The sequence below is a fragment of the Geobacillus sp. BMUD genome (genome assembly GCF_013096845.1).
Taxonomy (GTDB): domain Bacteria; phylum Bacillota; class Bacilli; order Bacillales; family Anoxybacillaceae; genus Geobacillus; species Geobacillus vulcani.
On record NZ_SDLA01000004.1, the window covers coordinates 110,816 to 123,974 of the forward strand.

Here is a 13,159-nt window from a genome sequence, read left to right on the forward strand (position 1 = left end):
GACACAATGGCGCACATTTACCGTCCGAAGCATCACGTCCGCTTTGTGACCGCATCGAGCTTGTTTGACGGCCATGACGCCTCGATCAACATTATGCGTCGTATTTTGCAGGCGAGCGGCGCCGAGGTCATCCATTTAGGCCATAACCGCTCGGTGGAGGAAATCGTCAATGCCGCCATTCAGGAAGATGTCCAAGGTATTGCCGTCTCCTCGTATCAAGGCGGGCATATGGAATTTTTTAAATACATGTACGATCTGCTCCAAGAGCGGGGAGCGCCTCACATCCGCATTTACGGAGGCGGGGGCGGCGTCATCATCCCGCGCGAAATCAAAGAGCTGCACGAATATGGCATCGCCCGCATTTTCTCGCCGGAAGACGGCCGACGCCTCGGCTTGCAAGGGATGATCAACGTCATGCTTGAAGAGTGCGATTTTCCGACTGTGACGACGGTGACCGATGAACTGGAGCGGCTTCCGTCCGGCGATGTGCAGGCGATCGCCCGTCTCATCACGCTGTGCGAATATCGCGCTGAGGCGGAAAACAAAGAGGCGGCCGCGGCGGCGGAAGCCGCCATTGAACAAGTGAAGGCGCTCGAGAAGCGCGTTCCGGTGCTCGGCATCACCGGCACAGGCGGGGCGGGGAAAAGCTCGCTCACCGATGAGCTCGTCCGCCGCTTTTTAAACGAAATTCCCGATATCAAAATCGCGATCTTATCCGTCGACCCGACGAAGCAAAAAACGGGCGGGGCGCTGTTGGGCGACCGCATCCGGATGAATGCGATCAACTCGCCGCGCGTGTACATGAGAAGCTTGGCGACGCGCCATTCCCGCACGGAACTGTCGCCGGCGATTCGCGATGCGATTTCTGTTGTCAAAGCGGCCGGATTTGATCTTGTCATCATTGAAACGAGCGGGATCGGCCAAGGCGACGCCGCCATTACCGAAGTGTGCGACGTGTCGATGTACGTCATGACAAGCGAGTTCGGCGCGCCGACGCAGCTTGAGAAGATCGACATGATCGATTATGCGGATTTGATCGTCATTAACAAATTTGAACGTAAAGGGTCAGAAGACGCAAAACGGCAAGTGCAAAAACAATATCAGCGCAGCCATCAGCTGTTTGACCGCGATGTTTCGGAAATGCCGGTGTACGGCACGATCGCCAGCCAGTTTAACGATCCCGGCACGAATACGCTCTTTGTCGCGCTCGTTGACACGATCAACCGGAAAACAGGGACGAACTGGAAGACCAACTTGAAAACGGTTGCCAATGTCGAAAAGCATAATGTCATCATCCCGAACGAGCGCCGCTACTATTTGCGTGAAATCGCGGAAACGGTCCGCTCGTACCACCGTCGCGCCGAGCAGCAAGTCGAAGTGGCAAGACGCCTGTTCCAAATTGAAGGGGCCATCGAAGCGGCGAAGGAACGGGGCGAAGCGGAAGATGTCATCCGCGCGCTCGAGACGCTGAAAGCCGATTATGAGGCCAAGTTGACGCCTGAATCGAAGCGCATTTTGGCGACATGGGAAGAAACGAAAGCGAAATATGCGGCAAAACAATTTGTCACGAAAGTGCGCGACAAAGAAATTGTCACCGAACTGACGACGAAAACGTTGTCCGGTTTGGACATTCCGAAAGTCGTCTTGCCGAAATTCAAAGACTACGGGGAGATTTTGCGCTGGGTGTATAAAGAAAACGTCCCGGGTTCGTTTCCGTATACGGCCGGCGTCTTCCCGTTCAAGCGCCAGGGCGAAGATCCGAAACGGCAATTTGCCGGCGAAGGGACGCCGGAGCGCACGAACCGCCGCTTCCATTACTTGTGCAAAGAAGACAAGGCGAAGCGGCTCAGCACGGCGTTTGACTCGGTGACGCTCTACGGCGAAGACCCCGACTACCGGCCGGACATTTTTGGCAAAATCGGAGAAAGCGGTGTCAGCGTCTGTACGCTTGATGATATGAAAAAGCTGTACAAAGGGTTTGATTTGTGCGACCCGCTTACCTCGGTGTCGATGACGATCAACGGCCCGGCTCCGATTTTGCTGGCGATGTTTATGAATACGGCGATCGACCAGCAGGTCGAGAAAAAAGAAGCCGAGCTCGGCCGCCCGCTTACGCCGGAAGAGTACGAACAAGTGAAGGAATGGACGCTGCAAACGGTGCGCGGCACGGTGCAAGCCGATATTTTGAAGGAAGACCAAGGGCAAAACACGTGCATTTTTTCAACCGACTTTGCCTTGAAGATGATGGGCGACATTCAAGAATATTTCATTAAGCACCGCGTCCGCAACTATTACTCGGTGTCGATTTCCGGCTACCATATCGCCGAGGCGGGGGCGAACCCGATCACGCAGCTGGCGTTTACGCTTGCCAACGGCTTTACCTACGTCGAGTATTACTTGAGCCGCGGCATGCACATTGACGATTTCGCGCCGAACTTGTCATTTTTCTTCAGCAACGGCCTTGATCCGGAATACTCGGTCATCGGCCGCGTGGCGCGCCGCATTTGGGCGGTCGTGATGCGCGAAAAATATGGGGCAAATGAACGGAGCCAAAAATTGAAATACCATATCCAAACGTCCGGCCGTTCGCTGCACGCGCAGGAGATTGACTTCAACGACATTCGCACGACCTTGCAGGCCCTTCTGGCAATTTATGACAACTGCAACTCGCTGCATACGAACGCCTATGACGAAGCGATCACCACACCGACCGAAGAGTCGGTCCGTCGGGCGATGGCGATCCAACTGATTATCACGAAAGAGTTCGGCCTGACGAAAAACGAAAACCCGCTGCAAGGCTCATTCATTATTGAGGAGCTCACCGACTTGGTCGAAGAAGCGGTGTTGCAAGAGTTTGAACGGCTCAACGACCGCGGCGGTGTGCTCGGAGCGATGGAAATGCAGTATCAGCGCGGCAAAATCCAAGACGAATCCCTTTACTATGAAACGAAGAAACATAGCGGCGAACTGCCGATCATCGGCGTCAACACGTTCTTGAACCCGAATCCGCCGTCAGAAGAGGAGCTGAACAACATCCAGCTCGCCCGGGCGACGTATGAAGAAAAAGAGACGCAAATCCGCAACTTGCGCGAATTCCAAGAGCGGAACAAAGACAAAGCCGGCCCGGCGCTCGAACGGCTGAAGCAAGTGGCGACAAGCGGCGGCAACATTTTTGAGGAATTGATGGAAACGGTGAAAGTCGCCAGCCTTGGACAAATCACCCGCGCCTTGTACGAAGTCGGTGGACAATATCGACGGAATATGTAATTCAAGGGCGTTTCACCGTGTTCGGCTTTCGCTGGGCGGCCTCGATCACAATGAATCACGACCCGTTGCACGTTAGCAGGTCGGTAGAACGATCGGCAGCAGCTGTTGGCATGCCGGCCCGCCGGAAGCGAAACGAGCGGAAAGCGGATGGGGCCAAAAGATCAAGACGAATGGGCTTCGTACGGAAAAAGCGAAGCGGTGTGACCAAACAGATGCGGACGCAACGAATATGTCGGAAGGAGGGCCGCCCTCACCGCAGGGTTGCCCTCTTTTGCTTTTTTCGGCAAATGGGTAGCATAAACCCCGACAATTTGTTTATAATGAATGGTATGTATTCCACACTTGCATTCATTGGTTTCATTATTATAGAAGGGGAGTGCTGAACTTGAGCCTGCAGCAGCAATACTCGCCGGAGGAATTGCAGGAGATGTCGTTCGTCGAGCTGGCGAACCTCATTTTGCTTGAGAAGCGGGAGGCGTTGCCGTTCGATCAACTCGTCCGTGAAGCCGCAGCGCTGGCCGGCATATCCGAAGAAGAGATGGAGGCGAGGCTTGCTCAATATTACACGGATTTAAACATCGATGGCCGGTTTATTTGCGTCGGGGAGAACGTCTGGGGGCTGCGCACATGGTATCCGTTCGATCAGACGGAAGACGAGACGGTGACGATCATCAAGCCGAAGAAGAAGAAAAAAGCGCTTGACGATGAATACGATGAATACGATGAGCTGCTTGAAGATGAAGATCTCGATTACGACGATTTGGATGAATATGATGAGGAAGAGCTCGAGCTTGATGAAGATGATCTCTTGGAAGATGAAGAATTCGATTTGGATGAAGATGTCGCGTTTGACGATGACATTCTCGGCGATGAAGAGTTTGAGCTGGACGACGCACCGCTTGATGAAGAACTTGATCTCGAAGAGCCGGAGGAAGACGAATAACCGCTTGACTTTGCCAAAGGAACCCGGTACAATGTGTGTTGGGCTCTTGAAAATGAACAAATCGATCGCTCCCTTACGTACGGTAAGCGGAGCGTTTTTTATTTGCGCCTTTCGCAAACACTGAAACTGTTACCGCAAATTCGGCAAGGGGGAAGACAAAATGACGAAATACATTTTTGTGACCGGCGGTGTTGTTTCCTCGCTCGGGAAAGGGATTACGGCGGCTTCGCTCGGCCGCTTGTTGAAAAACCGCGGATTGAACGTGACGATCCAAAAGTTTGACCCGTACATTAACGTCGACCCGGGCACGATGAGCCCATACCAGCATGGCGAGGTGTTCGTCACCGATGACGGTGCGGAGACAGACTTGGATTTAGGGCATTATGAGCGGTTTATCGATATTAATTTGAACAAATATAGCAACGTCACCACTGGGAAAATTTATTCCGCCGTCATCCGCAAAGAGCGCCGCGGCGATTACCTAGGCGGCACGGTGCAAGTCATCCCACACATTACGAACGAAATTAAGGAGCGTGTCTTTCGCGCCGGAAGAGAGACGAACGCGGATGTCGTCATCACGGAAATTGGCGGCACGGTCGGCGATATTGAATCGCTTCCTTTTTTAGAAGCGATCCGCCAAATCAAAAGCGACGTCGGCCGCGAAAACGTCATGTACATCCACTGCACGCTCGTGCCGTACATCAAGGCGGCTGGGGAAATGAAAACGAAGCCGACGCAGCACAGCGTGAAAGAATTGCGCAGCCTCGGCATTCAGCCGAACGTCATCGTCGTGCGCACGGAAATGCCGATGTCACAGGAAATGAAAGAGAAAATCGCCTTGTTTTGCGACATCGATCCGAAAGCGGTCATCGAGGCGCGCGACGCCGACACGCTGTATGCCGTTCCGCTTATGCTTCAAGAACAAAAGCTGGATCAAATCGTGTGCGAACATTTGCGCCTCAACTGCCGCGAAGCGGATATGACCGAATGGAAAGCGCTCGTCGAGAAAGTGCGCAACTTATCGAAAACGACGAAAATCGCTTTGGTCGGCAAATACGTCGAGCTTCCGGACGCCTATATTTCTGTTGTTGAGGCGCTCCGTCATGCGGGGTATGCGTTTGACACCGACATTGATATTCAGTGGATCAATGCTGAGCATGTGACGCGGGACAATGTGGCCGATCTGTTGAAAGAAGCGGACGGCATTTTGGTTCCGGGCGGGTTTGGCGATCGGGGGGTCGAAGGGAAAATTGAGGCGATTCGCTACGCCCGCGAGCAGCGCGTGCCGTTTTTAGGCATTTGCTTAGGAATGCAGCTCGCCTCGATTGAATTTGCCCGCCATGTCGTCGGCCTGAAAGGCGCCCATTCGTCCGAGTTTGACCCGAATACACCGCATCCGATCATCGACTTGCTTCCGGAGCAGAAGGATGTCGAAGATTTAGGCGGCACGCTCCGCCTCGGCTTGTATCCGTGCAAGCTGCAGGAAGGGACGCTCGCTTACGCCGCCTACGGCGATGAAGTCATTTACGAGCGCCATCGCCATCGGTACGAATTCAACAACCAATACCGGCCGATCATGGAAGAGCATGGCTTCATTTTTTCCGGCACGAGCCCGGACGGACGGTTGGTTGAAGTGATCGAACTCAAGGATCATCCGTGGTTCGTCGCCGCTCAATTCCATCCGGAATTCACCTCGCGCCCGACGCGGCCGCAGCCGCTGTTCCGCGAATTTGTCAGAGCGTCGCTGAAACAGTGACGAAAAAGGAGCTGTCCCAAAAAGCCACCGAATGGCCTTTTGGGTTCAGCTCCCTTTCTTTTTTTCAAGCACGATGCTCGTTGACTTAGGCGCGGCTTCTCTTCCCTTTTTCCTTCAGCCGGCGGGAGAGCGCTCATTTGGATGGCGGCCGTTACTCATATTCCGATAAAATTTCATCGAGCAACACGCGCAGCCCGTAGTAGACGAAGGAAGCGGTGATGATCGTCGGCATGCCGATGCGGCGGCCATCTTCGGTCGGCACGAGCGGGCGGGAAAGTTTGCTGTCGATAAAGACGGTGGCTATATCGGCCAGTCCGGGTTCATCCTTGACGAGCGCCGCGACGGCCACTGCATCGACGCCGTGTGCCTGCAGCTGTTCGACGAGGCGAATGGCCTCAGGATCATTGGAAAAGCGGGCAAAGAGAAGCGCGCGATCCGTTTCCTGCCAGTCATCGGTTGCCGTCGGTTCAAGCCGTTTGGCTTTCGGCAACGGATCAGGGCCAAAAAGCGCGGCGGCGGCGACCGCATCGAGTTCACCGATGCCATACAGCCAAATGCGCCCATCGCCGATAGCAGCCTGGGCAAGCAGACGCGCCCCGTCTTCGAGCGCCAGCTCTTCGTCCGCAGCGATTTTTTGCAACAGTCCGATCGTTTGCGTCGTTAAAATTTTCACGGTTCGGCCTCCTTTCGCCGCTATTATACAAAATCGGCAAACAACAAGAAAAGCAAGCAGGAAATGGGTTTGCCAAATGCGAAACATTAATAGGGAGAAAACAGAGAATAGAGGTGCATAAAGGTGGGAAACAAAATTTTAATTGTCGATGATCAATATGGTATTCGCATTTTGCTCAACGAAGTGTTTCAGCGTGAAGGATATGTGACCTATCAAGCCGCCAACGGCATGCAGGCGCTCGAAATCGCCCGCAAACACTGCCCTGATCTTGTGCTTCTTGATATGAAAATTCCTGGCATGGACGGCATTGAAATTTTAAAACGGTTGAAAGACATCGATCCGGATATTAAGGTGATCATCATGACTGCCTACGGGGAGCTCGATATGATTCAAGAAACGAAAGAGCTCGGGGCGCTTATGCATTTTGCCAAGCCCTTTGATATTGACGATTTGCGCGCTGCCGTCAAAAAATACATTACTGCCTAGAAGGCCGGTGAAAAACGATTATTTTTGTGAAATCGATGGAAGTTCATCGGGAGGAAAGAGCCAATTTGATCAGGTTTCTTAACTTGAGAAGGGAGGCTGTTGAGCTGCTTTTTGATTACATCACCCGTCTTCTAGACAGCGCCATCGATGAGCGGCTTTCCTTTGGCAAAGAAAGTGCATCGATGAACATTTGGTGACACTGTCGTCTTTAGGAGGTTGTGAACGCTCTCCCACCAATGCTCACGCGTGGAAGTGGGGATCCTCTCGGTTCGGGATGATACAAGGGGGAAATGTTGCCGTTTTGCCGGCAAGTTGGTATGCTTATAGCGTAGAGAGATTTTGCGCCTGTGGACCCAGTCACCGCCAAGGCGACAAAGACGACGATCAGCTAAGGAGGATGTAACCATGCCGTTAGTATCGATGAAAGAGATGTTGAACGAGGCGTTGCGCGGCAAATATGCGGTCGGCCAATTCAACATTAACAACTTGGAATGGACGCAAGCGATTTTAGCGGCGGCTGAGGAGGAAAAATCGCCGGTCATTCTCGGCGTCTCCGAAGGGGCGGCTCGCTATATGAGCGGATTCAAAACCGTCGTCAACATGGTCAAAGGCTTAATGGAAGACATGAACATCACCGTTCCGGTCGCCATCCATCTCGACCATGGATCGAGCTTTGAAAAATGCAAAGCGGCGATTGACGCCGGGTTCACCTCGGTTATGATTGACGCCTCCCACCATCCATTTGAAGAAAACGTCCGCATCACCTCGCAAGTCGTTGAATATGCTCATGCGCGCGGCGTTTCGGTCGAAGCGGAGCTCGGCATCGTCGGCGGGCAGGAAGACGACGTCGTCGGAGAAGGGATCATTTACGCCGACCCGAAAGAGTGCGAAGAGCTTGTCAAACGGACAGGCGTCGACTGTCTCGCCCCGGCGCTCGGTTCTGTGCACGGCCCGTACAAAGGAGAGCCGAAGCTCGGATTTGCCGAAATGGAGCAAATCCGCGATTTAACCGGCGTTCCGCTTGTGCTCCACGGCGGCACCGGCATTCCGACCGAACAAATTCAACGCGCGATCTCCCTTGGCACATCGAAAATCAACGTCAATACCGAAAACCAAATGGCGTTTACCAAAGTCGTCCGCGAACTGCTCGCGAAAGACCCGAACGTCTATGATCCGCGCAAAATCATCGGCCCGGGCCGCGACGCCATCAAAGCGACGGTCATCGGCAAAATGCGCGAGTTTGGCTCGTCCGGAAAAGCGGCGCGATGAATCGGCTTCGCGGGCGGCGTTTGGCCGCCGCGCGGCTGCCTTTGCATGTGCAACGAATAACAAGGAGGGTTCAGCATGAAATTTTTTATCGACACTGCCAACTTGGAAGAAATCAAACACGCCCATGAACTCGGCATTTTGGCCGGCGTCACGACCAACCCAAGCCTCGTGGCGAAGGAGAACGTATCGTTCCATGATCGGTTGCGCGAAATTACATCGATCGTTTCTGGTTCGGTGAGCGCTGAAGTCATTTCGACCGACGCCGCTGGCATGATCGCGGAAGGCGAAGAGCTGGCGAAAATCGCCCCGAACATTACGATCAAAGTGCCGATGACGCCGGAAGGCTTAAAAGCAGTCAAGGCGTTCAGCGAAAAAGGGATTCAAACGAATGTGACGCTTGTGTTCACCGCCAACCAGGCGCTCTTGGCCGCACGCGCCGGCGCGACGTACGTCTCTCCGTTCCTCGGCCGCCTCGATGACATCGGCCATAACGGTTTAGAGCTCATTTCCACCATCGCTGAGATTTTCAACATTCATGGCATTGAAACGGAAATCATCGCCGCTTCGATCCGCCATCCGCACCATGTGACAGAAGCGGCGTTGCGCGGGGCGCATATTGCCACGGTTCCGTACAAGGTGCTTATGCAATTGTTCAACCATCCGCTGACTGATCAAGGAATTGAGAAGTTTCTCGCCGACTGGAATCGGCAAAAATGAAAGTAAGCCGTTTGCCTCTTGGGTGAAGCGGGCTCGCTCTGCCGCGTTCAGGCCGGACGTGATGAGCCCGCCCGGCTTTGCTTTTTCGTCCCAGGGGTGAAGCCAACTTCCGAGCAAAGAAGGGAGACGACGATGGATAAAATGAAAATTATCGGCGGAGATCGGCTGCGGGGAACGATCAAAGTGAGCGGTGCGAAAAACAGCGCGGTCGCTTTGATTCCTGCAGCGATTTTGGCCGATTCGCCGGTGACGATCGAGGGGTTGCCGGACATTTCCGACGTGCACATTTTAGGAAGCTTGATCGAAGAAATCGGCGGCTCGTTTTCGTTTGACGGCAAAGAGGCGGTCATCGACCCAACGAATATGGTGTCCATGCCGCTTCCAAATGGGAAGGTGAAAAAGCTGCGCGCCTCCTACTATTTGATGGGGGCGATGCTTGGCCGCTTCAAAAGAGCGGTTGTCGGCTTGCCGGGCGGATGTCATCTCGGTCCGCGCCCGATTGACCAGCATATCAAAGGGTTTGAGGCGCTGGGAGCCACCGTAACGAACGAGCAGGGCGCCATTTACTTGCGCGCGGAGGAACTGCGCGGAGCCCGCATTTTTTTGGACGTCGTCAGCGTCGGCGCGACGATCAACATCATGCTGGCGGCGGTGCGCGCCAAAGGGCGGACGATTATCGAAAATGCGGCGAAAGAGCCGGAAATCATCGATGTAGCGACATTGCTTTCGAATATGGGCGCGAAAATCAAAGGAGCCGGCACCGATGTGATCCGCATTGACGGCGTCGAAAAATTATCGGGCTGCCGCCATGCCATCATCCCGGATCGGATCGAAGCCGGGACGTACATGATCGCCGCCGCGGCCACCAATGGCGAAGTCGTCGTCGACAACGTCATCCCGCAGCACGTTGAATCGCTGACGGCCAAATTGCGCGAAATGGGGGTGCGCGTGGAGACGGGGGAAGATCAAATTCTCGTCTGCGGCACCGACGTTTTGAAAGCGGTTGACGTCAAGACGCTCGTCTATCCGGGCTTCCCAACTGATCTGCAGCAGCCGTTTACCGCGCTGCTGACAAAAGCCAACGGCACAAGCGTCGTCACCGACACGATTTACAGCGCCCGCTTCAAGCATGTCGATGAATTGCGGCGCATGAACGCCAATGTAAAAGTCGAAGGCCGCTCAGCCATCGTCACCGGCCCCGTCAAACTGCAAGGGGCGAAAGTGAAGGCGAGCGATTTGCGCGCCGGGGCGGCGCTTGTCATTGCCGGGCTGATGGCTGAAGGAGTGACGGAGATCACCGGCGTCGAGCATATCGACCGCGGCTACAGCAACCTCGTCGAAAAACTGTCTGACATCGGCGCCACCATTTGGCGCGAAAAAATGACCGATGAAGAAATCGAGCAAGTGAAAAACGCGTAACGTCCAGTCGACAAAGGGGAAGGGGAGAACGACGATGGAACGAAGCTTATCGATGGAACTCGTGCGCGTCACCGAAGCGGCGGCGCTTGCCGCCGCCCGCTGGATGGGGCGCGGGAAAAAGAATGAGGCTGATGACGCCGCGACGTCGGCGATGCGCGACGTGTTTGACACCGTGCCGATGAAAGGCACCGTCGTCATCGGCGAAGGGGAAATGGACGAAGCGCCGATGCTGTATATCGGGGAAAAGCTCGGCAACGGCTATGGCCCACGCGTCGATGTCGCTGTCGACCCGCTTGAAGGGACGAACATCGTCGCTTCCGGGGGATGGAACGCCTTGGCTGTCGTCGCTGTCGCTGACCACGGTCATCTGCTTCACGCGCCGGACATGTACATGGAGAAAATCGCCGTCGGGCCGGAAGCGGTCGGGATGATTGACATTGAGGCGCCGATCATCGACAATTTAAAGGCGGTGGCGAAGGCGAAAAACAAAGATATTGAAGACGTCGTCGCGGTTGTTCTCAACCGTCCGCGCCATGAGCGTCTCATTCATGAGCTGCGTGAAGCCGGCGCCCGCATTAAGCTCATCAATGACGGCGATGTCGCCGCCGCCATTAACACGGCGTTTGACCATACCGGCGTTGACATTTTGTTCGGCTCGGGCGGCGCGCCGGAAGGAGTGCTCGCGGCGGTCGCGTTGAAATGCCTTGGCGGCGAACTGCAAGGGAAGTTGCTGCCGCAAAACGACGATGAAGTCGAGCGGTGCAAACAAATGGGCATTGACGTCAACAAAGTGCTGCGCATGGACGATTTGGTGAAAGGAGACGACGCGATTTTTGCCGCCACCGGCGTCACCGACGGCGAGCTATTGCGCGGCGTGCGGCTGAAAGGGGCGTACGGCCTCACCCACTCCGTCGTCATGCGGGCCAAGTCCGGCACGGTCCGCTTCATCGAAGGGCGGCACAGTTTGAAGAAAAAACCGAACTTAGTCATCAAATGATATCCTACCATCCGGCCGGGCGCCGGAGCCGCGCCTGGCTCGGAAAAACAAAAAAATATTGATTAAAAAGAAGAAAAAAGGGTAAAATAGTCGTGTTGCTTATGCAAAAATAAGCTCTGCCATTCTACTTCTTTATTTCATTTCAGCCTTCATCATCTTCGAAATGAATCCCTTCGCCTGTCGAATTGATGACCAATACGTCCGAACACGAACGATGGGAGAATAGGAAAATTTGCAAAGTGTGGTGTCAAGATGGAATTAACGTTAGCAGCACTAGAAAACATGAAATTGAAGGAGCTGTATGAGCTCGCCAAGCAATACAAAATTTCATACTACAGCAAGTTGACGAAAAAGGAGCTTATTTTTGCGATTTTGAAAGCGCGTGCCGAACAAGACGGCCTCTTTTTCATGGAAGGCATCCTCGAAATCATTCCGTCGGAAGGATTCGGCTTTTTGCGCCCGATCAACTATTCCCCGAGCTCGGAAGACATTTACATTTCCGCTTCCCAAATCCGCCGTTTTGATTTGCGCAACGGGGATAAAGTATCCGGCAAAGTGCGGCCGCCGAAAGAAAATGAACGCTACTTCGGCTTGCTTCATGTCGAAGCGGTCAACGGCGAAGACCCGGAAGTCGCCAAGGAGCGCGTTCACTTTCCAGCGTTGACGCCGCTTTACCCGAATCGGCAAATGAAGCTGGAGACAACGCCGGACAAGCTGTCGACCCGCATCATCGACTTGATCGCTCCCGTCGGCTTTGGCCAGCGCGGGTTGATCGTCGCGCCGCCGAAAGCTGGCAAGACGATGCTGCTGAAGGAAATTGCCAACAGCATCACCACAAACCACCCGGATGTCGAGTTGATCGTCTTGCTCATTGACGAACGGCCGGAAGAAGTGACCGACATCGAGCGGTCGGTGCAAGGCGATGTCGTCAGCTCGACGTTTGATGAGGTGCCGGAAAACCATATTAAAGTGGCCGAGCTTGTCTTAGAACGGGCGATGCGATTAGTTGAGCATAAGCGTGACGTCGTCATTTTAATGGACAGCATCACCCGCCTCGCCCGGGCGTACAACTTGGTCATTCCGCCGAGCGGACGCACGCTCTCAGGAGGGATCGACCCAGCGGCGTTTCATCGCCCGAAGCGGTTTTTCGGCGCGGCGCGCAACATCGAAGAAGGCGGCAGCTTGACGATTTTGGCGACCGCCCTCATTGACACCGGGTCGCGCATGGATGACGTCATTTACGAGGAATTTAAAGGCACCGGCAACATGGAGCTCCATCTTGACCGCTCGCTCGCCGAGCGCCGCATTTTTCCGGCGATTGACATTCGCCGCTCGGGAACGCGCAAAGAGGAGCTGCTCATCCCGAAAGAACATTTGGAAAAGCTGTGGGCGATCCGCAAAACGATGGCCGATTCGCCCGACTTTATCGAGCGGTTTTTGAACAAATTGCGCCGGACGAAGTCAAACGAAGAGTTTTTCGCCTTGCTCGATCAGGAGTGGAAACAGGGCGGCCCGCCCCGTCTGTAGGCAGTTGGCGGAATTTGCCGCGAATCGCCCGTTGCAAACTGACAGAAAAGCTGTTATAATCTTAACATGTGTGTTTTGGCTATCGCCTTTTGGTTTGTGCGATCC

Annotated in this window: 11 protein-coding genes; 10 read left to right on the forward strand and 1 reads right to left on the reverse strand. The window is 54.4% G+C overall.

The window, feature by feature from the left end; all coding sequences use genetic code 11:
* Window positions 1–6: 6 nt before the first annotated feature.
* The 3 genes from icmF (at window position 7) to ETC05_RS07290 (ending at window position 5,966) form a co-directional block, all read left to right on the forward strand.
* Complete coding sequence (gene icmF / locus ETC05_RS07280; RefSeq protein ID WP_171660711.1) at window positions 7–3,267, forward strand: fused isobutyryl-CoA mutase/GTPase IcmF; 3,261 nt, start codon at window positions 7–9, stop codon at window positions 3,265–3,267.
* A gap of 385 nt (window positions 3,268–3,652) precedes the next feature.
* Window positions 3,653–4,210 carry a DNA-directed RNA polymerase subunit delta gene (gene rpoE, locus ETC05_RS07285; RefSeq protein WP_031406614.1) on the forward strand — a complete coding sequence of 186 codons (558 nt, stop codon included), beginning with the start codon at window positions 3,653–3,655 and terminating at the stop codon, window positions 4,208–4,210.
* Window positions 4,211–4,370: 160 nt separating this feature from the next.
* Complete coding sequence (locus ETC05_RS07290) at window positions 4,371–5,966, forward strand: CTP synthase (protein ID WP_171660712.1); 1,596 nt, start codon at window positions 4,371–4,373, stop codon at window positions 5,964–5,966.
* A gap of 151 nt (window positions 5,967–6,117) precedes the next feature.
* On the opposite strand, the gene ETC05_RS07295 is transcribed toward ETC05_RS07290, so the two are convergent.
* Window positions 6,118–6,639 (reverse strand): DUF2529 domain-containing protein, encoded by a 522-nt coding sequence (locus tag ETC05_RS07295; protein ID WP_031406617.1) that lies wholly within the window; start codon window positions 6,637–6,639, stop codon window positions 6,118–6,120.
* A gap of 123 nt (window positions 6,640–6,762) precedes the next feature.
* Here ETC05_RS07295 and ETC05_RS07300 point away from each other — a divergent pair, with 123 nt between their 5' ends.
* The 7 genes from ETC05_RS07300 (at window position 6,763) to rho (ending at window position 13,054) form a co-directional block, all read left to right on the forward strand.
* Window positions 6,763–7,125 (forward strand): response regulator, encoded by a 363-nt coding sequence (locus ETC05_RS07300; RefSeq protein ID WP_031406619.1) that lies wholly within the window; start codon window positions 6,763–6,765, stop codon window positions 7,123–7,125.
* Window positions 7,126–7,190: 65 nt separating this feature from the next.
* Window positions 7,191–7,322, forward strand: a complete 132-nt coding sequence (locus ETC05_RS18070) for a hypothetical protein (RefSeq protein WP_256371108.1) — start codon at window positions 7,191–7,193, stop codon at window positions 7,320–7,322.
* A gap of 208 nt (window positions 7,323–7,530) precedes the next feature.
* The gene (locus tag ETC05_RS07305; RefSeq protein ID WP_011232853.1) at window positions 7,531–8,394 is read left to right on the forward strand and encodes a class II fructose-bisphosphate aldolase; all 864 of its coding nucleotides are present in this window, start codon (window positions 7,531–7,533) and stop codon (window positions 8,392–8,394) included.
* A gap of 75 nt (window positions 8,395–8,469) precedes the next feature.
* The gene (gene fsa / locus ETC05_RS07310; RefSeq protein WP_011232852.1) at window positions 8,470–9,111 is read left to right on the forward strand and encodes a fructose-6-phosphate aldolase; all 642 of its coding nucleotides are present in this window, start codon (window positions 8,470–8,472) and stop codon (window positions 9,109–9,111) included.
* Window positions 9,112–9,243: 132 nt separating this feature from the next.
* Window positions 9,244–10,530, forward strand: a complete 1,287-nt coding sequence (locus ETC05_RS07315) for a UDP-N-acetylglucosamine 1-carboxyvinyltransferase (RefSeq protein WP_011232851.1) — start codon at window positions 9,244–9,246, stop codon at window positions 10,528–10,530.
* A gap of 34 nt (window positions 10,531–10,564) precedes the next feature.
* Complete coding sequence (gene glpX, locus ETC05_RS07320) at window positions 10,565–11,527, forward strand: class II fructose-bisphosphatase (RefSeq protein ID WP_011232850.1); 963 nt, start codon at window positions 10,565–10,567, stop codon at window positions 11,525–11,527.
* Window positions 11,528–11,779: 252 nt separating this feature from the next.
* Window positions 11,780–13,054 carry a transcription termination factor Rho gene (rho, locus tag ETC05_RS07325; RefSeq protein WP_011232849.1) on the forward strand — a complete coding sequence of 425 codons (1,275 nt, stop codon included), beginning with the start codon at window positions 11,780–11,782 and terminating at the stop codon, window positions 13,052–13,054.
* Window positions 13,055–13,159 lie beyond the last annotated feature (105 nt).